We start from the raw sequence: 25129 nt of genomic DNA on the forward strand, positions 1-25129 counted from the left end.
AGGAAGCGTCTCGTGAGCAGCAGGCCATCCCGAGGCGCTGCTCGCCTCGCAGCCATACTCGACGCGCTGCCCGATGCGTTGGTGCTGGTCAACGCCAACGGGACCGTCGTCAACGCCAACACGATCGCCCTGGAGGCCTTCGAGGCCCCGGGCACCGCGCTCGTGGGGCGCGGGCTGCTCGATCTGCTGCCCGAGTTCGACTCCAAGCTCATCCCGGGCTCCATGCGACGCCCGGACCACATGGATCCGCGCGGCCGGACCAAGCCGACCCGGATGATCGCGCGCCGGACCGACGGGACCCAGTTCCCGGTCGAGGTGACCAGCGCCAACCTCGAGAACAGCCAGCAGGCCTACGACAGCTACGGCTACGGCGGCGACGAACTGCTGATGCTCGTCGTACGCGACCTCACCGGCACCGTCGACACCGAGGCCGAGCTGGCGCGCTCGCAACGGCAGACCGAGATGATCCTGCGGGCCGCGGCCGAGGGTGTCGTCGGGACCGACACCGACGGGCGGATCGTCCTCGTCAACCCGGCCGCCGCCCAGATCCTGGGCTACCGGGCCAGCGACCTCGGCGGACGCGAGCTGCACGAGCTGATGCTGCACTCGCGCGCCGACGGCACGCCCTTCCCGTACGAGGAGTCCCCGCTCGCCGACACCCTGCGCTCCGGGCGCAAGCACCGGGTGCGCGGGCAGGTGGTGTGGTCGAAGAAGGGCGAGAAGGTCTCCGTCGACCTGACGACCGCGCCGGTACGCGACGGCGACCAGCTCGTCGGCGCCGTCATGACCTTCACCGACCGGCGGCCGTACGACGCCCTCGTCGAGGAGAAGGCCGCCGTCGAGAAGCAGCACGCGGACGAGCTCGAACGGCTCTCGGAGGAGCACGCCTCCGAACTCACCGCGCTGCGCCAGAAGCACGTCACCGAGGTCGAGGAACTCCAGGAACGGCACGCGGAGGAACTCGCCGCCGGCGAGGAGCGGTACGCGGCGCTGGGTGAGCGTGAGAAGGACCGTTACGAGGCGCTCGCCGGGCGCCACGAGCAGCTGCTGACGCTGCTCGGCGCCTCTCTGCGCGGGCCGCTCGACGAACTCCGCCGCGAGCTGGCCGCCCTCGCCGCCGACGACGCCGGGCAGTTGTGGCCCGAGGCCAACCAGGTCCTGCACCACCTGTCCGCCGGGTACTCCCGGATCACCCAGCTCATCGACAACGTCCTCGCCTACCAGCGGCTCGACTCGGGCACCGACGGCATCACCCGGACCAAGGTGATGCTCGACGCCGTCGTTGCGGCCGGCGTCGAAGGGGCCGTCGAGCTCATCGGGCCCGGCCGTGTGCAGTTCGCCGTGCACGCGCCGCCCATCGAGGCCGAGGTCGACCACGCGCTGCTGGCCCGCGCCCTCGCCCACCTCGTCGCCGACGTCGCCGGCGTCGACGCGACCGGCAACGCGCCCGTGTCGGCGGGCGGTTACATGGACAACACGGTCGTGGTGGCCGCCGCCCAGCGCGGCGAGGTCGTACGCATCGAGGTGCGCGGGCCGTACGCCGGGGGAGACCCGGTGCACGAGCCCATCGTGCGCGGGATCGTGCGGGCCCACGGCGGTGTGCTCCAGACCCATGAAGTGCCGGGGATGAGCGGGAGCGCATACGTCCTCGAAGTGCCGATCGGGGGTGGCGCGGGGGCCGTTCCGGCCGCACCCACCGCTGCTCCGGCCGCCATCGAGGCGGCCCCGGAGGCCACCGAGGGGGGCGGGCGTCGCCGGGCCCGACGGGCGACGACGGACGCGTTCCTGGAGGGCGAGGACCTCACCGACCCGGACGGCTCCGCCGAGGGCTCGGGTGAGGGCGGTGGCGCCGGGGGCACCGTGCCGACCGGGCGACGCAGGAGGCGTACGGCGGACGAGGCGGCGCCGGTCGCGGACGGCCAGGGGGCGCCGGTTGCGGCGGCTCAGACGGCCGACGAGTCCGCGTCCGGGGGCACCGGGCGGCGGCGGGGGCGGCCTGCCGAGGTTGCCGGTGGTGAGGTGGCCGCGGGCGCGGGTTCGGCTGGCGCTGCGGGTGTTGGCGGGGGCGTGGGGGTCTCCGAGGGTGCCGTCATGACCGCTGCCGAGCATGCCGCGGGGACCGCGGCGGTGGGCAGTGGGCTGGGCGGGACCGTACCGCCGCAAGGGGTGCCGTCGCAGGGGGTGCCGCCGCAGGGGGTGGCCGCGGCTGCGCAGCATGCGTTGCCGCCCGCCTTGCCCGCAGTGGCGTCCGGGGACGCGGCCGGTGGCGAGGCTCAGCCGACCGGGCGTCGGCGCCGTGCCCTGGCCGCGGCGAACGAGCGTGCGGCCGCGCAGGAGGCGGGGCCGCGGGCGGTGTTCGCCTTGCCGCCGGCGGAGGCGGACCGGGGGCCCGAGGTGGCTGGGGGCGGGGTGCCTGGGCAGGCGGCTGAGGTGCCTTCGCCGGTTGCCGGGGTGCCTTCGCCCGTTGCTGGTGCCGGTGCCGGTGCCGGTGCCGGGCAGCCTCAGGTTCCTGGGGCGGCTCAGGTTGCCGGACAGCCGCAGATTCCCGGGGCGCCTCAAGTTCCAGGGCAGCCTCAGCTGCCGGGGGCCGTGCCGGTTCCGGCTCAGGTGGCGGGGGTCGCGCCGGTTCCGGTTCCCGTTCAGATGCCGGCTCAGATGCCGGTTCAGGCACCGGCTCAGGCTTCGGCCGCGGTGCCTCCTCAGGTGCCCGGCGCTCAGGTCGCCGTACACGTTCCCGGGCAGGCCGTGCCTGCCGGCGGACTGGTCGACGACGGGCGGCACGACGCGGTGCCGCACGATCAGTCCGAGGATCACACTCCGCCGCAGCCGCACCCCGCGAGCGCGCCTACCGGTCGGCGTCGGCGGGCCGTGGGCCAGCCCGCGGAGGCCGCCGGGGCGACGCCCGCGCCGGGGGTTCCGGCGCAGCAGCAGGCGACCGCAGGGCAGGGCGTTCCGGCGGCCGCGGCACCCGGGCAGCCGGTGCCCGCTCAGTCGGTGCCGGCGCAGGCTGTCGCTCCTGGCGCTGCCGCTCCCGTGCCTCCGCAGAACGCCACCGGTCAGACCGCGTTGCCCGCGCAGGCGTCGGCTCCGCAGCAGGCTCCGGCGGCCGCTCCCGCGCAGCCGCTTCCGGCGGAGGCCGCCGCGCCGCAGGCCTGGGCCGGCAGCGAGGGCGCGGGGGTTGCCGGGGTTGCCGTACCGGCGAACGGCGAGGGGGTTCCCGTACCGCCACAGGCTCCGCAGCCCGCGCCCGGGGCGGCGTTGCCGCCTGAGGCCGGTGCGGCGCAGGCGCGTGGCGGTCAGCCGCTGCCCGCCGAGGCCGCGGCGGGCGCGGTTCCCGCCGCTCCCGTCGACCCGAACTCGACGCAGGGGCGGGCGATCAGTGTGCGGACGCTCGGGCAGGGGGTGCCGTTCACGCGGCAGGCCGCCCAGGTGCAGCAGCCGCAGACCGCCACGCCCGCGCCGCATCAGCCGGGGGGTTCCGGTCGGCGCCGCAAGCTCGGTACGCCGCCCGACCCGGCCGCCGGTCGGCCGCACCCCACGGCCGAGGCCCCCGCGCCCGCGGCGCCGCAGCCGTCGCTCGCCGGGCAGTCGCGGCTCGCGCAGATGACCGAGGGCACCGGACGGTCGTACGCCATAGGCGCACCGGACGAGAACGCCGCCGAGGGCCCCGAGCCGCTGGACGGGCCGGGCGGGGCCGTGGAGGTCGCCGATCCGCCGCGGCCGCAGCCGATGGACGACGAGCTGCCGCCGGAGCCGCTGGACAATCCGCGCCGGCTGCTGGTGTGGCCCGCGCCCGACGTGACGACCCAGCAGGCGCTGAGCGACCGCGGGTACCGGCCCGTCATCGTGCACTCGCGCGAGGAGGTCGACGCGCAGATCGCCGCCTTCCCGGCCGCGCTGTTCGTGGACCCGCTGACCGGGCCGATCACGCGGACCGCGCTCCAGTCGCTGCGGGAGGCCGCCGTCACCGCGCAGGTGCCGGTGATGGTGACCGCGGGGCTCGGACAGGCGACGCGCGAGGCGGCGTACGGCGCCGACCCCGCCGTACTCCTGAAGGCGCTCGCGCCGCGGGACAGTGAGCAGCATCCGCCGCGGGTGCTGCTGATCGAGGAGCACGCGGAGATCGCGCTGGCGCTGACGGCGACGCTGGAGCGGCGCGGGATGCAGGTGGCGCGGGCCGCGAGCGATGCCGACGCGGTGGCGCTGGCGGGGCAGTTGCGGCCGAACCTGGTGGTGATGGATCTGCTGCAGGTGCATCGGCGGCAGGCCGGGATCGTGGACTGGCTGCGCGCGAACGGGCAGCTCAACCGCACCCCGCTCGTCGTCTACACCGCCGCCGTCGACCAGGCCGACCTGCCGCGGCTGGCGTCCGGGGAGACGGTGCTGTTCCTGGCGGAGCGGTCGACCAGCGCCGAGGTGCAGGCGCGGATCGTGGACCTGCTGGCACGCATCGGCACCAACTGAGCCCTCGGAAGGGCCCGTTGGTGCCGGTGGTCGTGCTGGTCAGAGCTTCGTGACGTCCAGGGTGCCCTCCGCGTACTGCTTGCGGATCACCTTCTTGTCGAACTTGCCCACGCTCGTCTTGGGCACCGACTCGATGACCGTCCAGCGCTCCGGGAGCTGCCACTTGGCGATGTGGCCCTCGTCGGCGAGGAAGGCGCGCAGGGTCTCGAAGGTCGCGGTGGAGCCCTCCTTGAGGACGACCGTGGCGAGGGGGCGCTCGCCCCACTTCTCGTCGGGTACGGCGACCACGGCGGCCTCGGCGACGTCCGGGTGGGACATCAGCGCGTTCTCCAGCTCCACCGAGGAGATCCACTCGCCGCCGGACTTGATGACGTCCTTGGCGCGGTCGGTGAGGGTGAGGAAGCCGTCGGGGGAGATGGTGCCGACGTCGCCGGTCTTCAGCCAGCCGTCCTCGCTGAACTTGTCGGCGGGGCGCAGGGGTTCGGCGTCCGGGCCGTTGTAGTACGCGCCCGCGATCCAGGTGCCGCGGACCTCCAGCTCACCGGCCGACTCGCCGTCCCACGGCAGCCGCTCGCCGCCGGGGCCGGTGAGGCGGGCCTCGACGCCGGCCGGGAAACGGCCCTGGGTGAGCCGGTACGCGAACTCCGCGTCCGTGCCGACCGCATGGGCCGGCGGGCGGGCGATGGTGCCGAGCGGGGAGGTCTCCGTCATGCCCCAGGCGTGACAGACCCGCATGCCCAGCTGGTCGAAGGCCTCCATGAGGGAGGGCGGGCAGGCCGAGCCGCCGATGGTGACCTGGCCGAGGGAGGAGACGTCCCGCGGCCTGGCGGTCAGCTCGGCGAGCAAGCCCTGCCAGATGGTGGGGACGGCCGCCGCGTGCGTCGGCTTCTCACGCTCGATCATCTCGGCGAGCGGCGCGGGCTGCAGGAAGCGGTCCGGCATCAGCAGGTTCACGCCGGTCATGAAGGTGGCGTGCGGCAGGCCCCAGGCGTTGACGTGGAACTGGGGGACCACGACGAGGGACGTGTCCTGGTCGGTCAGGCCCATCGACTGGGCCATGTTGACCTGCATGGAGTGCAGGTAGATCGAACGGTGGCTGTACACCACGCCCTTGGGGTCGCCCGTGGTGCCGGAGGTGTAGCACATCGCGGCGGCCTGGCGCTCGTCCAGCTCCGGCCAGTCGTATGCCGTCGGCTTGCCCGCGAGCAGTTCCTCGTACTCGTGCACGCTCGCGTGGGAGCCCTCGAGGAGCGCACGGTCACCGGGGCCGGTCACCACCACGTGCTCCACCGTCTTCAGGTGCGGGAGCAGCGGGGCGAGCAGCGGCAGCAGCGAACCGTTGACGATCACCACCCGGTCCGCCGCGTGGTTGACGATCCACACCAGCTGCTCGGCCGGGAGCCGCAGGTTCAGCGTGTGCAGGATCGCGCCCATGGAGGGGATCGCGAAGTAGGCCTCGACATGCTCGGCGTTGTTCCAGGCGAGGGTCGCGACCCGGTCGTCGTCGGCCACCCCCAGGTCGTCACGGAGCGCGTGCGCCAGCTGGGCCGCGCGGGCGCCGATCTCGGCGAAGGAGCGGCGGTGCGGCTCGCCCTCACCGGTCCAGGTGGTCACCTGCGATGTGCCGTGGACCGTGGACCCGTGGGTCAGGATCCTCGAGATCAGCAGCGGTACGTCCTGCATGGTGCTCAGCACGGCGTCCTCCCGGGGCGACATTGCCTACGCGGTAGTAAGGGTTGGGCTGATTCTGCTCACATACCGCGCGGTATGTCACTAGTGGACGGTGATCGATCACGTCACGTTGCGTTCACAGCGGGGTGGCGCTACCGGGAATTGTCAGACAGGCCCTTAGCGGACGAGGTCCAGTTCCGGGTCCTCGCGCAGCTTGCCCAGCGCCCTCGACACCGCCGACTTCACGGTCCCCACCGACACCCCGAGCACCTCCGCCGTCTGCACCTCGCTCAGATCCTCGTAGTACCTCAGGACGACCATCGCCCGCTGCCGCGCCGGCAGCTTCAGGATCGCCCGCCACATCGCGTCGTGCAGCGCCTGCTGCTCCGCCGGGTCGTCGCCGCCGGGCAGCGGCTCGGGCTCCGGGATCTCGTCGGTCGCGAACTCGTCCACCTTGCGCTTGCGCCACTGCGACGTGCGCGTGTTCAGCAGCGCGCGGCGCACATAGCCGTCGAGCGCACGGTGGTCCTCGATCCGCTCCCAGGCGACATACGTCTTGGTGAGCGCGGTCTGCAGCAGGTCCTCGGCGTCGCTCGGGTTCGCGGTCAGCGACCGGGCGGTACGCAGCAGCACCGGTTGGCGTGCCTTCACGTACGACGAGAAGGAGGGGTACGTCGCATGCGGGCGGGTCGGCCTCGCCGGTACCGCGGCGTCCGAAGCGCTGGTGCAGACGGGTGTGGTCATGGCTCAACGCTAGGAGCGAGGGGGCCTCCGGCTCATCGGCCGCAGGTCCCGAAGACGACTCCCCCTCAGGTTGTAGGGGTGGGGGTGGCTCCACCTCCTGAGGGTGGACGAGGGGGTGGGGACTACTGCGGGATGACCCCTGGGGGCTCGTCCCACGAAGGCACTGGAGCGGGGTCATCCGTCCGCCGTGAGCACCAGCCCCGACGTCGGCACGCCCGTCCCCGCCGTCACCAGGACCCGGCGGGCCGAGGGTATGAGGTTCACGGCCGTCCCCCTGATCTGGCGCACAGCCTCCGCCATTCCGTTCATCCCGTGCAGATACGCCTCCCCCAGCTGTCCTCCGTGTGTGTTCAGCGGCAGCCTCCCCTCCGCCACGAACTCCGCCGCCTCCCCCTTCCCGCAGAACCCGAACTCTTCCAACTGCATCAGCACGAACGGCGTGAAGTGGTCGTACAGGATCCCCACGTCGATGTCGGCCGGCGTGAGCCCCGAGGTCCGCCACAGCTGGCGGGCCACCACCCCCATCTCCGGCAGGCCGGTCAGGTCGTCCCGGTAGAAGCTCGTCATCTGCTCCTGCGCCCGGCCCGCTCCCTGCGCGGCGGCGGCCACGACGGCGGGCGGGTTCGGCAGGTCCCGCGCCCGCTCCAGCGAGGTGACGACCAGAGCCTGGCCGCCGTCCGTCTCCTGGCAGCAGTCGAGGAGCCGCAGCGGCTCGACGATCCAGCGCGAGGCGGCGTGGTCGGCGAGGGTGATCGGGCGGCCGTGGAAGTACGCCGCCGGGTTGGTCGCCGCGTGTCTGCGTGCGGTGACGGCCACCTGTCCGAAGGCCTCCGGTGTCAGGCCGTACGTGTGCAGATAGCGCTGCGCCGCCATCGCCACCCAGGACGCCGGGGTGAGCAGCCCGAACGGCAGCGACCAGCCGAGCGCGACGCCCTCCGCGGAGGGTTCCCGGTGCTGCACGCCGGAGCCGAAGCGACGCCCCGAGCGCTCGTTGAAGGCGCGGTAACAGACCACCACCTCGGCCATGCCGGTCGCCACGGCGAGCGCCGCCTGCTGGACGGTCGCACAGGCCGCGCCGCCGCCGTAGTGGACGCGGGAGAAGAACGACAGCTCGCCGATCCCGCAGGCCTGGGCGACGGTGATCTCCGGGCTGGTGTCCATCGTGAACGTCACCATCCCGTCCACATCGGCCGGCGTCAGCCCGGCGTCGTCCAGCGCGGCCCGCACCGCCTCCGCGGCCAACTTCAGCTCGCTGCGGCCGGACTCCTTGGAGAACTCCGTGGCCCCGATCCCGACGATCGCGGCTCGCCCGCCGAGGGTGTCACGGGCGCGGACGCTCATCCGGCACCTCCTGCGGGGGTGGTTGCTTCCGAGGGCAGGTCGGCTGCCGAGGGGACGTCGGCCGTTGTGGGCACTCCGGCTCTCGAAGGGGCGTCGGCTTCCGAAGGGACCGTCACCGTCACCGTGCCCGTGACATGTCTGCCGATGCCGTTCTCCCCGACCACGCGGACCGTCGCCGTGGCGCCGCCGGGGGTCTCGGCGACCTCCTCGACCGTGCCTCTCAACACCATCGTGTCCCCCGGGTAGTTGGGCGCCCCCAGCCGGATGGCCACGCGGTGGAGGACGGCCGTCGGGCCAAAGTGGTCGGTGATGTAGCGGCCGACCAGGCCGTTGGTGGTCAGGATGTTCATGAAGATGTCGGGAGAGCCCTTCTGCCGGGCCGTCTCGGCGTCGTGATGCACGTCCTGGTAGTCGCGGGAGGCGATGGCCCCGGCGACGACAAGGGTTCGGGTCACCGGGATCTCCAGCGGCGGGAGCTGTTCACCGGGCTTCATACGGGCCTCCCCTCGATGGCGACGCGGCTCTCCTCCGCGCGGAAGGCGCGGAAGACAGGGAGCACCAACTCGCCGTCGTACTCCTCGAATGCGAGCCGCACCGACATGCCGATCCGCACCTCGTCGTACGGCACCCCGATCACGTTGCTGATCATGCGTACGCCTTCCGTGAGCTCTATCAGGGCGACCGCGTAGGGAGGGTCGAAGGCCGGGAAGGGCGGGTGGTGCATGACGACGTACGAATAGACCTCGCCCGTCCCGCTCGCCTCGACCGTGTCCCACTCCGGGTGTCCGCAGGCGGCGCAGCCGGGGAGCCAGGGGTGACGCAGGGTGGAGCAAGCGGTGCAGCGCTGGATCAGTAGACGGCGCTCGCGGACGCCCTCCCAGAAACCCGCGTTGTCGCGATTGATCACGGGGCGGGGACGCGGGGGCCTGTTGCGCCGAGTCAACTCCTGCTGCGGTCCCTGCTTTCTTTGCGCCGGTGCGTACTTGAGGATGCGGAAGCGATGGGTGCCCGCAAGGTCAGGGCCGACGCGGATGTCCATGCGGGTCGTGACGAAGTAACCCGTGCCGAGTTTGGTCGTCTTGCGGTCGGACACGGACTCGATGACCGCGTCGAACGTGATCTCGTCGCCCGGGCGCAGGGGGCGGACGTACTCCTGCTCGCAGTCGGTGGCGACGACCGACGTGCAGCCCGACTCGTCGAGGAGGGTGAGTAGTTCGTCGTACGCCGACGAGCGGCCCGTATGACCGGAGAGGCCGCCCATGGTCCAGGCCTGGAGCATGGTGGGGGGCGCTATGGCGTCCGGGCCGGTGTACGCCGGGTTGGTGTCGCCCATGGCCTCGCACCAGTGCCGGATCATGGGCGCGTTGACGGGGTCCTTGCCGACGGCGGAGACGGCGGCGGCCTGTCCCTCGTACGCCTTCAGTCGCCTGCCCAAGTCGTCGCTCGCCCGCGGCTCGTGCGCCATGGATCTCAGCCCCCTTTGTCTTCCTCGTCCCCGCCGTCCCGCCCGTCGCGTTCTGTCATTTCTGGTACACCGCTGCCGCCGCCCGGGTTCCACGATCCGGCCGCGTACTTCGCGAAGATTTCTGACTGTCCGTCAGATAGTGGGAGCTGTCAAGGTAGGCGGGAGCCGGCGCGGTCAGCGGGAGCCGGCACGGCCAGCGAGAGCTGTCACGGCCAGCGGGAAAGGCCAGCGTGGCTGCCAAGGTCATGAGAAAACGGCTGCGCGGTGGCGCCGAAGCACCACCGCGCAGCCGTACGACCACCCCTCGGACCACACCCGTCGGACCAGGCCGGCCGACCCCCCGGTCGGCCGACCCTCCCTTCAGTTCACGTCCTCAGCTCACGCCCCCGGCTCACCACCACAGCGGGGTGAAATTGACGGACGTGTTGTCGTTGCCCTGATTGATGGCCGTGAACGCCGAGCCGTTGACCTGGGCGGTGTTGCTCTGGTTCGAGGCGCCGGAGCCGACCGCGTTCTGCTGCGTGGTGGACGAGTTGCCGTTGTTGGTGCCGCCGACCCCGCTGCCGACGATGCTCGCGACACCCGCATTCGATCCGTCGTCCGCGAAGCCGCCGTTGTCCGCCGCCGCGACGCCGGTGAACAGAGCCGCGGCGAGCGGAAGGGCGGAGACGGCGGCGATGACGCGGGCGGTACGGATGCTTGCCATGTTTCTTCCTCCAGAACCCGGCCTCTTGAGCCGGAAGTGCGTCAAGTAGAGCTGTTTCCAAGGCAGTTGGCCGACCGCCTCGGTGTCGTTCACGACGTCGCGAGACCAGAGTTGCCCACCGAATCCCCGGCGAACCAGCCCGGAAGCGATCATTCCCCCTGAAGCGTGAGGACAAGTCGATAAACCCCTTTCGCGATCTACCGCATCAGACCGGCTCGGTCAGGGCATCTCCACCCCAAGTGCCGCAAGAGGTGAAGCGTTCCGGCGCTTTTCCGGCCAATCCGTTCCGCCTGGCGAGTCGCCTCCGAACTCCCTTCCCTTTTTCGAACACTCGTACGAAAATGGAGGTATGGCCACCACAGACCGGCAGGCCACGACGCTGGCCCTCGCACACGCCCTGTCCGCCGCCGAACGCGGACTGGCCGTCATCCCCCTGTCCCGGACGAAGCTCCCGGCGCTGCGCTCCCCGCACCGCGACGAAACCAAGACCTCCGGCTCCTCCGAGGCTGCGCCGGACCCGCCCTGCCACGGCGAGTGCGGCCGCTTCGGGCACGGGGTCTACGACGCCGCCACCGACCCGGCGCGGATCCGCGAGATGTTCGCCGCGGCCCCCTGGGCGACCGGCTACGGCATCGCGTGCGGTCTCCCGCCCCACCATCTGATCGGCGTCGACCTCGACACCAAATCCGGTACGGACTCCTCCGCGGCGCTGCGCGAGCTGGCCCTGCGTCACCTCTTCACGATCCCGGCCACCGTGGTCGTCCTGACCCCGAGCGGCGGCCGCCATCTGTGGCTGAGCGGCCCGCCGGACGTGGTCGTCCCCAACTCGGCTGGCCGGCTGGCCCCCGGCATCGACATCCGCGGCGCCGGCGGCTATCTCGTCGGCCCCGGCTCCCGCACCGACCACGGCGTGTACGCGACGGCCCCTGGCACGGGCCGCCTAGCCCCGGCGGCCTGCCCGCCGGCCCTGCTGCGCCTCCTGCTCCCGCCGCCCCGCACCACCCACCACCCCACGCCCGCGTCGGTCGGCGACCACGGACAGGGCCTCGTCCAGTTCGTGCTCGCCGCACACGAGGGCCAGCGCAACACCCGCCTGTTCTGGGCGGCCTGCCGCGCCTACGAGGACGGCATCGGCCCCGCCCTCGTGGACCCCCTCGTCGAGGCGGCCCTCAACACCGGCCTGTCCGAACGCGAGGCCCGCGCGACGATCGCCTCGGCGGCGCGCATGACGGGGCATCGGCCGTAGCCGGCCGTCGCACACATCGGCGAACGAAGCGAAAGAACCCGAAGGAACCCGAAGGAACCGAAAAACCGAAAGAACAGCGCGAGCCGGGGCGCCGGCCGGAAAACCCAGAGGAACACCCATGCACCGCCGCCCTAGAGTCCCGACCATGTCCCTGGCCCGCATCGTCCTCACGTCCGGCCGCAGCGTCGACCTCTCCGAGCTGCGGCTCTCCTCCACCTACGGCGGACTGCTCGAGGGCTACCCCTGCAAACCGGTCAACGAGATGAAGATCCAGGGCCTGTTGCGGTCGGCCGCGCGGGAGTTCCCGAGTTCCCCGATCCATCTGGTCCCGCCGCCGCGCGAATACCCCGACCAGTACGCGGGAGGGTTCGGCCCGGTGGAGGTCATGCCCGCCGTGGCCTGCGTGGGCAGCTTCCGCTCCCACGCCCTGAACCCGTCCCACGATCCGGTCCTGTACCGCTCGTCCCTCACGGTCATCTGGTTCCAGCCGACGACCCGGGTGCCATCGGGGTGCGATGCCGAAGAGGGGCTCCGGGACGTGGCGTGGGAGGAACTGGCAAAAGATCACGAGCTGTAGCGGGGGCGCGCGAAGCCGTCCTCGGCAAGGAAGAGGCCAAGACGCCCATGGCGGACGAAGCCGGGTGAGCAGAGAGGGCGTGCCCCCGATTCGGGAGCACGCCCTCTGACCTGCTAGTTCTCTGACCCGGCGGAAGCGGTGGGATTTGAACCCACGGTGACATCGCTGCCACGACGGTTTTCAAGACCGTTCCCTTAGGCCGCTCGGGCACGCTTCCCCGCGCCGCCGTTCAGCCCGGCGGCGCGGGGACAAGAGTAACCGGTGCCCACGCGCGCGTGGGGGTCAGCTGTCGCCCTCTCGGGAGCCCAGGGTGAGCTCCACCGTGTTGGTCTTGCCGTCACGCTCGTAGGTGATCTTGACCTTGTCGCCGGGCTGGTGGGTCCAGATCTCGCCGATAAGGGTCGGGCCGGAGTCGATCACCGAGTCGTCGAGCTTGGTGATGACGTCGCCCGGCTTCAGGCCCGCCTTGTCGGCCGGGCCGCCGGACTCGACGGGGTCGGAGCCGCTGGCGCCCTGCTCGGTGATCTTCGCGCCGCCCGTGGAGTCCTCCAGGGAGACGGACGCGCCGATCTTGGCGTACACGGGCTTGCCGGTCTTGATGAGCTGCTGGGCGACGTACTTGGCCTGGTTGATCGGGATGGCGAAGCCGAGGCCGATGGAGCCGGACTGGCTGGAGCCGCCGAGGCCGCCGCTGCTCGTCGACTGGATCGCCGAGTTGATACCGATCACGTTGCCGTGGGAGTCCAGCAGCGGGCCGCCGGAGTTGCCCGGGTTGATCGAGGCGTCGGTCTGCAGGGCGCTCATGTAGGAGGCGTTCGAGCCCGTGCCGTCGCTGGAGGCCACCGGGCGGTTCTTGGCGCTGATGATGCCCGTGGTGACCGTGTTGGACAGGCCGAAGGGGGCGCCGATCGCGATGGTCGAGTCGCCGACCGCCACCTTGTCGGAGTTGCCGAGCGTCAGCGGCTTGAGGTCGCCCGGCGCGTTCTTGAGCTTGATCACCGCGACGTCGTAGCCCTGTGCGTGGCCGACGACTTCGGCGTCGTACTTCTTGCCGTCCGGGAAGGTCGCGGTCAGCTTGCCGCCGTCCACCGCGTCCGCCACCACGTGGTTGTTGGTGAGGATGTGGCCCTCGCGGTCGAAGACGAAGCCGGTGCCGGTGCCGCCCTCGCCGCTGCTCGACTCGGCCTCGATGGTCACCGTGCTCGGCAGGGCCGCGGCGGCCACGCCCGCGACGGTGCCCGCGTCGCGCTTGACGTCCCCGCCGCTGTCGGAGGCGGAGACGGTCGTCGAGGAGCCGTTGTCGTCGTTCTTGGCCAGGGTGTAGCCGATGCCGCCGCCCAGGCCGCCCGCGACCAGGGCCGCGATCAGGACCGCCGCCATCAGGCCGCCACGGCCGCGCCCCGCCTTGGGGGCGGGCTGCTGGTAGGTGGCACCCCAGCCGCCGGCACCCGCACCGCCCGCACCACCCGAGCCGCTGTCGGCGTACGCCGGGGTCGCGGGCGGCGGAGGCGGCCAGGAGGCGTCCGGGGCCTGCGGGGTCTGGGCCGGGGTGCCGTAGCCGGGCACGCCCTGTGCCGGGGCCTGACCCGGGGCGCCCTCACCCTGCGAGGCCTGCGAGGCCTGCGAACCCTGCGGCCCGTACGAGCCCTGTGCCCCATGCGAGCCCTGCGGCCCCTGCGCGCCGCCCGCGTCCGCGCCCGCCGACGCATAGGCCGGCGCCTGCCCCGCGTGCACCAGTTCCTGCTCCGGTGCGCCGGGGGCGTGCGGAGGCGTCGTGGGGAGCGGGGTCGTCGGGGCGCCGCTGTCCGGCGCACCGGCCTGCGGGGAGGCCGGGGAGGCTGCGGGGGAATCCACCGGCACGGGAGGTGCGGACGGGGCCGGGGGTACCGCAGTGCCCTCGTTCTCGGTGCTCACAGCTTGTCTCCTCGATCCACGGCTGTTTGTCCTAAGGTCGCACTCGGTCACGCTCGTTCACGCTTGCCGACGGTCCGGCGCGATGCAGCTGTGCATGTGCTTTTGTATGCCGTCAGCTTTTCCCACAGGCCGTCAGAGCACCATAAGCGGTGCCTGTGGGTCTGCGACCATCCTTTATATGGGACCTTTTGGACGGAACGGCCGCATCTCGACGCCCGCATCTCGTCCTGTCATCGCCCACCTCGTGCGACGCGTACCCCGCCACGATGGCACCATGACGCGGTGACCCACGCACGGCAGCACAGCATTCAGGTCGTCGCCCACCGCGGAGCCTCCGAAGAGGCCCCGGAGCACACTCTGGCCGCGTACAAGAAGGCGATCGAGGACGGTGCCGACGCCCTGGAGTGCGATGTGCGCCTGACGGCCGACGGCCATCTCGTCTGCGTCCACGACCGACGCGTCAACCGTACGTCCAACGGGCGCGGGGCGGTCTCCGCCCTGGAGCTGGCCGAGCTCGCCGCCCTGGACTTCGGCTCCTGGAAGAACCGGGACGAGGAGCCCGACTGGGAGCACCGCCCCGAGGACCGCGAGGAGACCTCCGTACTGACCCTGGAGCGGCTCCTGGAGCTGGTCGCGGACGCGGGGCGGCGGGTGGAACTGGCCATCGAGACCAAGCACCCCACGCGGTGGGCGGGACAGGTGGAGGAGCGGCTGCTGGTGCTGCTGAAGCGGTTCGGCCTGGAGGCACCCGCCACGGCCGCCGACTCACCGGTGCGGATCATGAGCTTCTCGGCCCGTTCGCTGGCACGCGTGCGTGCCGCCTCGCCGATGCTGCCGACGGTCTATCTGATGCAGTTCGTCTCGCCCCGGCTGAGGGACGGCCGGCTTCCGGCGGGTGTGCGGATCGCGGGGCCCTCGATCCGGATCGTGCGCAATCACCCGGCGTACATCGAGCGACTGAAACGAGCCGGCCACCAGGTGCACGTGTGGACGGTGAACGAGCCCGAGGACGTCGACCTCTGCGTGGAACTCGGCATCGACGCCATCATCACCAACCGGCCCCGGGCGGTCCTGCGCCGGCTGGGCCGATGACCTTCACGGCGCCTGACGGTGAGTCACTGGTAAAGACCTGTGAAGAAACCTTGACCCCACGAGTCGACTGAAGCATCTTCGGTCACGGCCAAATCGTCGAAATCCGGCCACATGATGACAGGGAGTGCTCCGGCGCGTTCGGTCCGTGTTCGATCGTTACGAATGCGTCAGCGGAACTGTGTTGGCCGGTTTCCGGTGCAGGCCAATGGGGCATCCACACCGTGGCGTGGGGCAAAGGAGGTCTCGGGGGTGGCGTTGGTGGTGGCACAGGAGGTGCCCACGTCGTCGAGCATGGCCGTACCCCATGGCCCTGCGGGCGTGGGGGAAGCAAGACACCGGATGCGTTCTCAGTTGCGCAGGGGCGGTGTGTCGGAAGCGGTCATCGACGACGCCGTACTGATTCTTTCCGAACTCTTGAGCAACGCGTGCAAGCACGGCCGGCCCCTGGGCGACGCTCTGGCCGGGGACGGCGACGTCCGCGCCGCGTGGCGCGTGGAGCCGAGCGGCAGACTCATGGTCGAGGTGACGGACGGCGGTGGGCCCACCCGCCCTGCTCCGGCCACGCCCTCGGTCACCGCGCACGGCGGCCGTGGGCTGAACATCATCACCGCGCTGTCCGACGACTGGGGCGTCCGGGACGACACCCGCGGCGAGGTCACGGTGTGGGTCGTGGTGCACGACGACGTTCATGATCCGGATGCCGGCCACCGCCGGGACGACTTCGCTACGCGCGTCACGGCGCCGTCGGTCTCGTCGATCGGCGACCTGGACTTCGCGGACGCCTTCACCGACATGGACTGAGGCGCCACGGGCGGCCACCGGCGTTGTCCACAGGTCGGCACACCGCTCCGCGTCGTCCACAGCCCGGCACACCGCCCCGCGTTGTCCACAGGCTCCCGTCGCGCATGGCGTGAACGACTAGGCTCCCGCCCGTACGAGACGAGCCGTAACCGGGAGACCCCACGATGGCCAAGAAGCGACCCCAGACGAAGGCCCAGCGCCCTCAGATCGCCGACGGGGAGGTCCCGGTCGTCGGTGCCCGTGAACCCTGCCCCTGCGGCAGCGGCCGCCGCTACAAGGCGTGCCACGGCCGGGCCGCCGCGCACGCGGTGACCGAGCTGGTGCAGCGCCCGTTCGAGGGCCTGCCGGGCGAGGGCGACTGGGTGGCGCTGCGCGAGCTGGTGCCGGCCGCCACGGTCGAGCTGTCCCTGAAGGGCGGCCTCCCCGAGGGCGTCCCGTCGGTCACGCTGGCGACGGTCCTGCCGATGGCGTGGCCGGCGCTGCGCCGCGACGACGGCTCGGTGCTGCTCGGCCTGCAGAACGACACGGCGTCGGGCGACATCAGCCGCGACCTCGCCGACACGCTCCAGCGCGCGCTCACCGCCGAGCCGGGCACCCCGGTCCAGGGCCGCCGCGCGCCCGCCGAGGGTCCGCGGCTGCAGGATCTGCTCGACCCCGAAGGCACGTTCGAGCCAGTCGTGCACGAGGGCTTCGAGTTCTGGGTCCCGGACGCGGAGAACGCCACCCCGGAGGTGACCGCCTCCCTGGAGCGGGCCAACGCCGCGGCCATCCCGACCGTGAAGCTCCAGGGTGTCGACGCCGCCTACTGGTGCGAGACGCCGGACAAGAACCACCTGCGCTGGGTCATGCCGTACGGCGAGGAGCAGCTTCTGGACGCGCTCGCGCGGCTGCACGCGGCCGGGAAGTCCGGCCTCGGCGAGGGCACCCGGCTGGTGGGTTCCTTCCGCGCCCACGGCCTCACCGTGCCCGTCTGGGACCTGCCGAGCGGGGTCTCGGCGGAGGACGTGGAGAAGCCGGCGGCCGAGTTCGCCGAGCGCCTCACCGCGGCCCTGGCCTCGGACGCACCGCTCACCGCGGACGAGCGCCGCGCGCGGGGCGGCCTGACCAACCGACAGGTGACCCTCAGCTGAGACACAGGTTCGAGACAGGCTCCGGCTGAATGGCCGTTCAGCCGGAACCGGTCTCGCCGTGCGGCCGGAACGGATCACAACTGCCGCCCGCGGCAAGTGAGTCGGTGTCCGGAAAGCCGACGAACTCACGAGATCGAATTTGCGAACAGCCGATCTCTTGTTACCGTTCGAGTAGCCCGGTTGCTGGTGCATCCCCCGTCGCCAGCAACCGGGTCTTTGTACGCCCGCCTCCGTTCAGGGCACGCTGACGCGTGTCAACTGCCGGAAGGCGCCGAGGAGTTGCTTCCGCTTCGCAGCAGCAGCGGCCCGCTCCCGGCCTCGCCCGCGAACTCCGCGACCGCCGTGTAGGCATCCGGACCGCCACGGCTGCGCTCCCTGGGCGTCTCACAGGTCCCCGGTTCGTCCCCCGCCCCCACGGCACAGCTCATCTGCACGGTCCGGTCGTCCGGACCCATGAGGCTCAGTACGGTGTCGAGCGCTCCGCCGGTGACATTGCGGTAGTAGGTCCGCGCCCAGGTCTCCTCCCCCTGCGTCAGGACACAGGTCTGCGCCTCGATGCCGTCGGGGGAGGTGACTTCGGGACCGCAGCGCGCGGCGGTGGCCAGACCGAGGCCGAGGAGCGGGGCGCGGCCGGGTGCGGCGGACGGCGCCTTGGCGTCCTCGCGCGGGGCGGTGCGCGCCCCTTCACGCGACGACTCACGCGCCACGTCGTCCCCCACCTGCCCCGCGGACGCCACGGCCAGCGGCAGCGCGACCGCGCATGCCACGACGCCCGACAGGGCGAGGAGACGAAGGTTCATGAAAGGGGACGATAACGACCGGGCGCACACGGCTGGTTCCGTGCGCGCCCGACACCCCTACAACTCGGGTGCGCTCACACCCGTACGAGTGAGAGCGTCGACGACCGCGTCGACCACGGCCTCCACGTCGGGCACCCACGGGGAGGCCGAGCCGGGCAGCGGGGCACGCTCCCAGCGGATGGCGCCGTGGCCGGTCTCGGACGGGGGCAGGGCGAGGTAGCCGCCCTCGCTGTGGAACCGCAGCGAGCCGGGGACGAAGTCCTTGGCGTACAGCAGTTCGCCCAACTGTTCCATGGAGTACGGCTTGACGAGGATCGCCCAGCGATTGGGCGCGGCGACCACCGGTCCCAGGCGCATGCCCTGACGGTCCAGGGCGGTGAGCGCGCGGGAGGCCGCGAGCGCCGGCAAGGAGACCGCGCAGGGAGCCGCGCCACCCGTGGCGAGGACGATCGGCGCGGCGGGCCGGTTGGTCCACCACCAGCGCACCATGCGCTCGTCGGTGGTGGCCGCGAGGAGTCCGGGATCGAAGGGGTGCGCCCCGGGCACCGTGCACTCGGGGTCGGGACAGGAGCAGCGGGCCCGGCCCTGTGGGTCCGGCGCCGCGCCCGGGAGTACGGGCCACTGCCATTCCGTCGCGAAGGTCAGGGCCGCGCTGATCAACTCAGGCGCCCCGTCGTTCCGCTTGGACAGGAGCCTGCGTGCCTTTCCGAGGATCTCGCGCATGAGCGCTCGTTCCTTTCCGTTGCACCGCTGGCAACACCGTGGGCCACATCACACCATGTGTCGATCACTGCACTGTGCGTACCTGTTGGCGCATCACACCCCTGTCCGAGACAAGGGGAACCCCTATGGGCCGAACGTCGGCTGCGTCCGCGGCAGCCGGGCCCACACTGCATCTATCAAAAGCATGGGCGTGGCGTGGGGGTGGCGAAGTCTGGCGTTTGCCGTCCCGCGTATTTCTCTTCGCCTCCGCCACGGGAGGATGGGGCTCGGTCGTCGGTGGCTAAGACGCCCGGGTCCGTCACCAGGTTCCGGGTGGCTGTCAACCACCCCTGGCCTTCTCCGAGTACGTACCCATCACGACCGCTGTGACGCTCTGTGGAGCAAGGCCAGTCGACCGCAATAAGGCGTTACCTGAGTCAGTTTCAAGCCAACTTGGCTTTTCGGCAAGGGGTACCCCGGTGACCCACGGACACCAGGAATCCCAGCAGGACAATGCTGGACATCCCCTCACGAGTGCGTGTACATGTGGAGACACTGCTAGCGGCGCAGAATGACATGGGGGTTTGCGATGCTTTTGAGCAATACGCACCGGTCGGAAAGCCGGACGCCATGAACGCCCCTCACCCTCCGAAAGTGGCCGGAATCGATTCAACGGTTCCCTCGCCCGCACACACTGTCGCGCCCGCGCCCGTAGCCCCGGACACCTCACCGGCCTCTCCGCCGGGCGCTCCCGGGGCTCTGCTCCAGGACCGGCTCGCCGGCTGGGTCTCCGACCTCACGACCCTCCACGAGCTCACCGAGCGGCTGGCCCGCACGGACTCCCTCTCGGAGGCACTGACCGAACTGCTGCGCGCCGGAGCCGCCCTGGTGGGCGCCCGGCGCGGTCTCGTCGTACTGGAACCCGGCGACGGACTCGGCCCCGACACCACCATCGGCCTCGGCCTCGCCCGCGCCGACCTCGGCCACATCGAGACCGTGCCGCGCAGCGCCATGTCCTACGGCCGCATCCTGGACGGACTCCCCGACGCCGACGGCGAGATCGCCGAACCCGACCTCTTCGCCGGGGACGGCCTCGACCCCCGCCACCGCGAGGTGGCCGCCCGCCTGGGCTACGCCGCGAGCTACGCGCTGCCCCTGTCGTCCGACGCGGCGGGCCGCCTCGGCGCGGCCGTGTGGCTGTACGACGAACCGGCCGAGCCGAACGAGCGCCAGCGCCACCTCGTCGGCCTGTACGCCCGCTACGCCACCGAGCACCTCGCGCGCGTCGTCGAGGTCGAGCGCACGCGCGCGTGCATGGCGACGATGGCCGAGGAGCTGCTGCCGTCCCGGCTCCCCCGCGTCGCCGGCGTCCAGCTCGCCGCCCGGCACCGCACCGGCCCGCGCGGCGGCGGCGACTGGTACGACGCACTGCCGCTGCCGGACGCCGCACTCGGCCTCGCGGTCGGCTCGGTGACCGGCTCGGGTCCCAGCGCGGTCGCCGCGATGGGCAGGCTCAGAGCGTCGCTGCGGGCGTACGCCGTCATGGAGGGCGAGGACCCGGTCGCGGTCCTGTCCGACCTGGAGCTGCTGCTGCGCCTGACCGAGCCCGCCCGCTCGGCCACCGCCCTGTTCACCTACTGCGAGCCCGCGCTGCGCAAGATCACGCTGGCCGGTGCCGGGCACTGCCCGCCGCTGCTGGTCGGCGAGCGGCGCACGGAGTTCGTGGAGACGTCCGTGTCGGCACCGCTCGGCATGCTCGCCTGCTGGGAGGCACCCAGCGTGGAGCTGGTGGCCGAACCCGGAGAGACGGTTCTGCTCTACACCGACGGGCTGCTGCACCGTACCGGCGACGCCACCGACCGCGCCTTCGCGCGGCTGCACGCGGCCGCCGCCGGCGTACCCAAGGCGCTGCGGCACGACCCGGACGCGATCGCCGACCACGTGCTGCGCACGGTGCTGCCGGACGGGCTGGACGCGGCGGACTCCGACGAAGACGTCGTCCTGCTCGCCGCCCGGTTCGAGTAGCGCCGCGCGTACGCCCGGTACGAGTAGCGCGCCGTGTAACACCGGACAGCGGCGTGTAACAGGTCTTCCGGCCCTGGGCCCCCTTCCGTACGACCGTACGATGGAGGGGGTCCAGTGCCGTATCGAGGAGGATGACCGTGGCCGACGAGCTCAACCCGGAGACCCCGGAGACTGAGTCGGAAGAGCCCATCAAGCAGCGGAAGAACGGCCTGTACCCGGGCGTCTCCGACGAGCTCGCCGAGAACATGAAGTCGGGCTGGGCCGACACCGAACTGCACGACCTGGAGCCCATCGCCCAGGCCGCCGAGACCGCGGCCCGCCGTGCGGCGCTCTCCGCCCGTTTCCCGGGCGAGCGGCTGGTGATCCCCGCGGGCAACCTGAAGACCCGCTCCAACGACACCGAGTACGCCTTCCGGGCCTCCGTGGAGTACGCCTACCTCACCGGCAACCAGACCGAGGACGGCGTCCTCGTCCTGGAGCCGGTCGCCGACGGGCACAAGGCGACGATCTACCTCCTGCCGCGCTCCGACCGCGACAACGGCGAGTTCTGGCTCTCCGGCCACGGCGAGCTGTGGGTGGGCCGCCGGCACTCCCTCACCGAGGCGGAGAAGCTGTACGGCATCCCCGCCTCCGACGTCCGCGAGCTGGCCGACGCGCTGCGCGAGGCGACCGGCCCGGTCCGCGTCGTCCGCGGCTACGACGCCGGCATCGAGGCCGCGCTGACCGACAAGGTCACCGCCGAGCGCGACGAGGAGCTGCGGGTCTTCCTCTCCGAGGCGCGGCTGATCAAGGACGAGTTCGAGGTCGGCGAGCTGCAGAAGGCCGTCGACTCGACGGTCCGCGGTTTCGAGGACGTCGTGAAGGTCCTCGACAAGGCCGAGGCGACCTCCGAGCGCTACATCGAGGGCACGTTCTTCCTCCGCGCGCGGGTCGAGGGCAACGACATCGGCTACGGCTCCATCTGCGCCGCCGGTCCGCACGCCTGCACGCTGCACTGGGTGCGCAACGACGGACCGGTGCGCTCCGGTGACCTGCTGCTGCTGGACGCGGGCGTCGAGACGCACACGTACTACACCGCCGACGTCACGCGCACGCTGCCGATCAACGGCCGCTACAGCGAGATCCAGAAGAAGATCTACGACGCCGTGTACGACGCCCAGGAGGCCGGGATCGCGGCCGTGAAGCCGGGCGCCAAGTACCGCGACTTCCACGATGCCGCGCAGCGGGTCCTGACCGAGCGGCTCGTCGAGTGGGGGCTTGTCGAGGGGCCGGTGGAGCGGGTGCTGGAGCTCGGGCTCCAGCGGCGCTGGACGCTGCACGGGACCGGGCACATGCTCGGCATGGACGTCCACGACTGCGCTGCCGCGCGCGTGGAGTCGTATGTCGACGGCACGCTGGAGCCGGGGATGGTGCTGACCGTCGAGCCGGGGCTGTACTTCCAGGCCGACGATCTGACCGTGCCCGAGGAGTACCGGGGCATTGGTGTGCGGATCGAGGACGACATCCTGGTGACCGCTGACGGCAACCGGAACATGTCGGATGGGCTGCCTCGGCGGTCTGATGAGGTCGAGAGCTGGATGGCTTCGCTGAAGGGCTGAGGTTTTTGATGAGGGCCGGGTACCAGTGGGGTGCCCGGCCCTCGTTGCGGGCTGCGGGTCTGTGGGGGCTGGGCGCGCCCACGCGGCGGAGCCGCAAATTGATACAGCCCCGCGCCCCTAGAAGACCTGGGGGTTTCAGTGGACCTGCATGTTGAGCTCATCGCTTCCGAAGGGCGGCGTAACGGGATTGAGCATGCCCTTCGTGATGCCGTGCGGGACGGGAGGCTGGCTCCCGGGGCTCGGTTGCCCGCTACTCGGCGGCTTGCCGAGGAGCTCGGGGTTTCCCGGGGGACCGTCAAGGCGGCCTATGACCAGTTGGTCGCCGAGGGGTATCTGACCGCTCGGCAGGGGGCTGGGACGCAGGTGGCGTCGCTTCCCGTCAGCGATGCCGAGGCTGCTCCCGTCCCCGCACGCGCGCGTGCGCCCCGTTTCGATCTGCGGCCCGGGAGTCCGGACGTCGGGACGTTTCCCGCCGCCGCCTGGTTGCGGGCCCTGCGGCGGGCCATCGCCACGGCGCCCTCACTGGCGTACGACTACGGCGACCCGCGCGGGCGGATCGAGCTGCGGACCGCGTTGTCGGGGTATCTGGGGCGGGCGCGCGGGGTCGTCGCACCGCCGGAGCGGATCGTGATCACCTCGGGGTACGTCCAGGGGCTCGCGCTGCTCACGCGCGTGCTCGACGGGGGCGAGATCGCCATGGAGGACCCCGGGCTGGCCTTCCACCGGGAGGTGGTGCGCCGGGGCGGTGGCCGGGTCGTGCCGGTGCGGGTGGACGAGCAGGGGGCCTGCGCGGGGGAGCTCGGGGATGCGCGGGCGGTCGTGCTGACGCCGGCGCATCAGTATCCGACCGGGGTGACGCTCCATCCCTCGCGGCGGCGGGCGGTCACCGACTGGGCACGCGCGCGTGGCGGACTGATCGTCGAGGACGACTACGACGGAGAGTTCCGGTACGACCGGCAGCCCGTCGGGGCGCTCCAGGGCATGGCTCCGGGGCAGGTGGTGTATCTGGGTACCGCCTCGAAGACCCTGGGGCCCGCGCTGCGGCTCGGCTGGATGGTGCTGCCGCCGCACCTGGTCGACGCGGTCGCCGACGCCAAGCTGCACAGCGATCACCACACCGAGACCATCGGCCAGTTGGCGCTCGCCGAGCTCATCGACAGTCATGCCTACGACCGTCATGTGCGCGCCTGCCGGCTGCGCTACCGGCGCCGCCGGGACCAGCTGCTGCACCGGCTCGGGGCACGGCGGGCGGTGCGCGGGATCGCGGCCGGGCTGCACGCGCTGGTGGAGGTCGCCGACGAGAAGGAGGCCCTGGCACGGGCGGAGGCGGCGGGGGTCGCGGTGGGGCGGCTGGGCGATCACTGGCACACGCCGGACGGCGGGGAAGGGCGGACGCAGGCTCTGGTCGTCGGGTACGGGACGCCTCGGGAGCGGGTCTACCCGGAGGCCCTGGAGGCGCTGGGGCAGGCGCTCGACGGATTGGACCACTGAAAGGGGCGGCGATTGGGCCTGCCTGTCGGTCCAGTCGGCTTCTAATGTCGGTCACATGACGAACTCACTCGTCCCGCCCAGGGGGCCGCAACGCGTCCTCGCCGCCGCCCAGTTGACCAACGCCGTCGGTGACGGCGCCTTCCTCGTGACCTCGGCGCTCTACTTCACGTACGTCGTCGGACTCGCCCCCGCGCGCGTGGGGCTCGGGCTGACCCTCGCGTGGGCCCTCGGGGCGGTGGCGGGCGTGCCGCTGGGGCGGCTGGCGGACCGGCGCGGGGCGCGCGGGACGGCGGTGCTGCTGGCGGTGGTGGCGGGGCTCGCGGTCGCGGCGTTCCTGTTCGTGCGCGGGTTCGTGCCGTTCGTCCTGGCCGCGTGCGTCTACGCCGCCGCGCAGTCGGGGCTGGCGGCGGCCCGGCAGACGCTGCTGGCGGGACTGGTGCCCGCCGGGGAGCGGACCGGGCTGCTGGCGCATCTGCAGTCGGCTTTCAACGCCGGTCTGGCGGTGGGGGCCGGGCTCGGCGGGCTGGCGTTGCAGGCGGGGACGCGCGGGGCGTATCTCGGGGTGTTCGCGCTGGACGTGGTGAGCTTCGTGGTGTGTGCGGGGGTGCTGCTGCGGCTGCCTTCGCCGGCGCCGACGCGGGCGCCTCGTGCCGGTTCGCGGAAGCGTCAGCACAACGGGACCGGTGTCGTGCGCGACCGGCGCTATGTCGCCGTCACGCTCCTCAACACCGTTCTCCTGCTGCGGATGCCGCTGCTCAGCCTCGCGCTGCCGCTGTGGATCGCGGAGCGGACCGACGCACCGGCGTGGCTGGTCTCCGCGCTGTTCGTGCTCAACACCGGGGCCGTGATGCTGTTCCAGGTGCGGATGGCCCGCGGAGTCACGGGGCTGGCGTCGGCCACGCGCGCGGTGCGGCGGTCGGGGTGGGTCATGCTGGTGGCGTGCGGGGTGTTCGCACTGTCGGCGGGCGGGTCGGCGTGGGTGGCCGCCGGGGCGCTGGTCGTCGGGGCGGTGCTTCAGGTCGTCGCGGAGATGGGACAGCCCGCCGGGTCCTGGCAGCTCTCCTTCGACCTGGCGCCGGCCGACCGGGTCGGCGAGTACCAGGGCTTCTTCGGCACCGGGGTGACGGTGGCGCGGACACTGGGGCCGCTCGTGCTGACGACGCTGCTGCTCGGGTGGGGCACGGCCGGGTGGCTGCTGCTGGGAGGGGCGACGCTCGTGGCGTCGTACGCCATGGGGCCGGTGGCGCGCCGCCAGGGCGCCGTCTCTCGGCCGGAGGCCGACCGGCAGCCGGTGCTCGTCAGCTGAACCGGCAGCCGGTTCTTGTGATCTGAACCAGCAGCTAGTTGTTGTGGGGCTGGACG

At 72.1% G+C, this 25129-nt stretch carries 19 protein-coding genes and 1 tRNA gene; 10 read left to right on the top strand and 10 right to left on the bottom strand.

Features of this window, described 5'->3' with window-relative positions; translation table 11 throughout:
* Positions 1–12: 12 nt before the first annotated feature.
* Positions 13–4464, top strand: coding sequence for a PAS domain-containing protein (locus CRP56_RS20685; protein WP_097266083.1), 4452 nt, complete (start codon positions 13–15; stop codon positions 4462–4464).
* Positions 4465–4503: 39 nt separating this feature from the next.
* Here CRP56_RS20685 and CRP56_RS20690 read toward each other — a convergent pair whose 3' ends face one another.
* The 6 genes from CRP56_RS20690 to CRP56_RS20715 form a co-directional block, all read right to left on the bottom strand.
* Positions 4504–6180: a long-chain fatty acid--CoA ligase gene (locus tag CRP56_RS20690; RefSeq protein WP_097266085.1), complete on the bottom strand. Its 1677-nt coding sequence runs from the start codon at positions 6178–6180 to the stop codon at positions 4504–4506.
* Between the two features lie 132 nt (positions 6181–6312).
* Entirely contained in the window at positions 6313–6879 is a 567-nt protein-coding gene (locus CRP56_RS20695; RefSeq protein ID WP_097266087.1) for a SigE family RNA polymerase sigma factor, read from the bottom strand.
* 174 nt (positions 6880–7053) lie between these two features.
* Positions 7054–8220: a lipid-transfer protein gene (locus tag CRP56_RS20700; RefSeq protein ID WP_097266089.1), complete on the bottom strand. Its 1167-nt coding sequence runs from the start codon at positions 8218–8220 to the stop codon at positions 7054–7056.
* Positions 8217–8714 (bottom strand): MaoC/PaaZ C-terminal domain-containing protein, encoded by a 498-nt coding sequence (locus CRP56_RS20705; RefSeq protein ID WP_097266091.1) that lies wholly within the window; start codon positions 8712–8714, stop codon positions 8217–8219. Before CRP56_RS20705 ends, CRP56_RS20700 begins: the two co-directional genes overlap by 4 nt.
* Entirely contained in the window at positions 8711–9685 is a 975-nt protein-coding gene (locus CRP56_RS20710) for a bifunctional MaoC family dehydratase N-terminal/OB-fold nucleic acid binding domain-containing protein (protein ID WP_097266093.1), read from the bottom strand. Before CRP56_RS20710 ends, CRP56_RS20705 begins: the two co-directional genes overlap by 4 nt.
* 391 nt (positions 9686–10076) lie before the next feature.
* Positions 10077–10391, bottom strand: coding sequence for a hypothetical protein (locus CRP56_RS20715; RefSeq protein WP_097266095.1), 315 nt, complete (start codon positions 10389–10391; stop codon positions 10077–10079).
* Positions 10392–10740: 349 nt separating this feature from the next.
* Here CRP56_RS20715 and CRP56_RS20720 point away from each other — a divergent pair, with 349 nt between their 5' ends.
* A complete protein-coding gene (locus CRP56_RS20720; protein WP_097266097.1) occupies positions 10741–11637 on the top strand; it encodes a bifunctional DNA primase/polymerase in 897 nt (298 codons plus the stop codon).
* Between the two features lie 145 nt (positions 11638–11782).
* Positions 11783–12214, top strand: a complete 432-nt coding sequence (locus CRP56_RS20725; RefSeq protein WP_257040849.1) for a hypothetical protein — start codon at positions 11783–11785, stop codon at positions 12212–12214.
* 130 nt (positions 12215–12344) lie between these two features.
* Here the strand turns inward: CRP56_RS20725 and CRP56_RS20730 are convergent.
* A tRNA-Ser gene (locus tag CRP56_RS20730) sits at positions 12345–12431 on the bottom strand.
* Between the two features lie 65 nt (positions 12432–12496).
* A complete protein-coding gene (locus CRP56_RS20735; RefSeq protein ID WP_097266101.1) occupies positions 12497–14128 on the bottom strand; it encodes a S1C family serine protease in 1632 nt (543 codons plus the stop codon).
* Positions 14129–14410: 282 nt separating this feature from the next.
* On the opposite strand from CRP56_RS20735, the gene CRP56_RS20745 reads away from it, so the two are divergent.
* The 3 genes from CRP56_RS20745 to CRP56_RS20755 all read left to right on the top strand — a co-directional run bounded on the left by CRP56_RS20745 (position 14411) and on the right by CRP56_RS20755 (position 17151).
* Positions 14411–15220 carry a glycerophosphodiester phosphodiesterase gene (locus tag CRP56_RS20745; protein ID WP_097266103.1) on the top strand — a complete coding sequence of 270 codons (810 nt, stop codon included), beginning with the start codon at positions 14411–14413 and terminating at the stop codon, positions 15218–15220.
* Between the two features lie 162 nt (positions 15221–15382).
* A complete protein-coding gene (locus CRP56_RS20750; RefSeq protein WP_097266105.1) occupies positions 15383–16021 on the top strand; it encodes an ATP-binding protein in 639 nt (212 codons plus the stop codon).
* Between the two features lie 164 nt (positions 16022–16185).
* Complete coding sequence (locus CRP56_RS20755) at positions 16186–17151, top strand: DUF5926 family protein (RefSeq protein WP_097266108.1); 966 nt, start codon at positions 16186–16188, stop codon at positions 17149–17151.
* A 254-nt stretch (positions 17152–17405) separates the two neighbouring features.
* On the opposite strand, the gene CRP56_RS20760 is transcribed toward CRP56_RS20755, so the two are convergent.
* Together CRP56_RS20760 and CRP56_RS20765 are read right to left on the bottom strand one after the other, a co-directional pair.
* Positions 17406–17951: a hypothetical protein gene (locus CRP56_RS20760; protein ID WP_097266110.1), complete on the bottom strand. Its 546-nt coding sequence runs from the start codon at positions 17949–17951 to the stop codon at positions 17406–17408.
* A 57-nt stretch (positions 17952–18008) separates the two neighbouring features.
* Entirely contained in the window at positions 18009–18674 is a 666-nt protein-coding gene (locus CRP56_RS20765) for a bifunctional DNA primase/polymerase (protein ID WP_097266112.1), read from the bottom strand.
* A 492-nt stretch (positions 18675–19166) separates the two neighbouring features.
* Between CRP56_RS20765 and CRP56_RS20770 the strand changes: the two genes are divergently transcribed.
* From CRP56_RS20770 to CRP56_RS20785, 4 genes are all read left to right on the top strand, one after another.
* Positions 19167–20678: a PP2C family protein-serine/threonine phosphatase gene (locus tag CRP56_RS20770; protein ID WP_179851073.1), complete on the top strand. Its 1512-nt coding sequence runs from the start codon at positions 19167–19169 to the stop codon at positions 20676–20678.
* A gap of 131 nt (positions 20679–20809) precedes the next feature.
* Positions 20810–22276, top strand: coding sequence for an aminopeptidase P family protein (locus CRP56_RS20775; protein WP_097266116.1), 1467 nt, complete (start codon positions 20810–20812; stop codon positions 22274–22276).
* 126 nt (positions 22277–22402) lie between these two features.
* Positions 22403–23767 carry a MocR-like pyridoxine biosynthesis transcription factor PdxR gene (pdxR, locus tag CRP56_RS20780; RefSeq protein WP_097266118.1) on the top strand — a complete coding sequence of 455 codons (1365 nt, stop codon included), beginning with the start codon at positions 22403–22405 and terminating at the stop codon, positions 23765–23767.
* Positions 23768–23822: 55 nt separating this feature from the next.
* Positions 23823–25073: an MFS transporter gene (locus CRP56_RS20785; RefSeq protein ID WP_097266120.1), complete on the top strand. Its 1251-nt coding sequence runs from the start codon at positions 23823–23825 to the stop codon at positions 25071–25073.
* Positions 25074–25129 lie beyond the last annotated feature (56 nt).

This window comes from Streptomyces sp. TLI_55 (genome assembly GCF_900206255.1).
Lineage (GTDB): Bacteria > Actinomycetota > Actinomycetes > Streptomycetales > Streptomycetaceae > Streptomyces > Streptomyces aquilus.

What these genes read in the sequence shown, in the direction of transcription:
- CRP56_RS20715 (WP_097266095.1), bottom strand. Translation starts at nt 10,391, where the DNA reads ATGGCAAGCATCCGTACCGCCCGCGTCATCGCCGCCGTCTCCGCCCTT.
- CRP56_RS20765 (WP_097266112.1), bottom strand. Translation starts at nt 18,674, where the DNA reads ATGCGCGAGATCCTCGGAAAGGCACGCAGGCTCCTGTCCAAGCGGAAC.
- CRP56_RS20760 (WP_097266110.1), bottom strand. Translation starts at nt 17,951, where the DNA reads ATGAACCTTCGTCTCCTCGCCCTGTCGGGCGTCGTGGCATGCGCGGTC.
- CRP56_RS20700 (WP_097266089.1), bottom strand. Translation starts at nt 8,220, where the DNA reads ATGAGCGTCCGCGCCCGTGACACCCTCGGCGGGCGAGCCGCGATCGTC.
- CRP56_RS20785 (WP_097266120.1), top strand. Translation starts at nt 23,823, where the DNA reads ATGACGAACTCACTCGTCCCGCCCAGGGGGCCGCAACGCGTCCTCGCC.
- CRP56_RS20720 (WP_097266097.1), top strand. Translation starts at nt 10,741, where the DNA reads ATGGCCACCACAGACCGGCAGGCCACGACGCTGGCCCTCGCACACGCC.
- CRP56_RS20750 (WP_097266105.1), top strand. Translation starts at nt 15,383, where the DNA reads ATGCGTCAGCGGAACTGTGTTGGCCGGTTTCCGGTGCAGGCCAATGGG.
- CRP56_RS20725 (WP_257040849.1), top strand. Translation starts at nt 11,783, where the DNA reads ATGTCCCTGGCCCGCATCGTCCTCACGTCCGGCCGCAGCGTCGACCTC.
- CRP56_RS20770 (WP_179851073.1), top strand. Translation starts at nt 19,167, where the DNA reads ATGCTGGACATCCCCTCACGAGTGCGTGTACATGTGGAGACACTGCTA.
- CRP56_RS20775 (WP_097266116.1), top strand. Translation starts at nt 20,810, where the DNA reads ATGACCGTGGCCGACGAGCTCAACCCGGAGACCCCGGAGACTGAGTCG.
- CRP56_RS20695 (WP_097266087.1), bottom strand. Translation starts at nt 6,879, where the DNA reads ATGACCACACCCGTCTGCACCAGCGCTTCGGACGCCGCGGTACCGGCG.
- CRP56_RS20710 (WP_097266093.1), bottom strand. Translation starts at nt 9,685, where the DNA reads ATGGCGCACGAGCCGCGGGCGAGCGACGACTTGGGCAGGCGACTGAAG.
- CRP56_RS20755 (WP_097266108.1), top strand. Translation starts at nt 16,186, where the DNA reads ATGGCCAAGAAGCGACCCCAGACGAAGGCCCAGCGCCCTCAGATCGCC.
- CRP56_RS20705 (WP_097266091.1), bottom strand. Translation starts at nt 8,714, where the DNA reads ATGAAGCCCGGTGAACAGCTCCCGCCGCTGGAGATCCCGGTGACCCGA.
- CRP56_RS20690 (WP_097266085.1), bottom strand. Translation starts at nt 6,180, where the DNA reads ATGTCGCCCCGGGAGGACGCCGTGCTGAGCACCATGCAGGACGTACCG.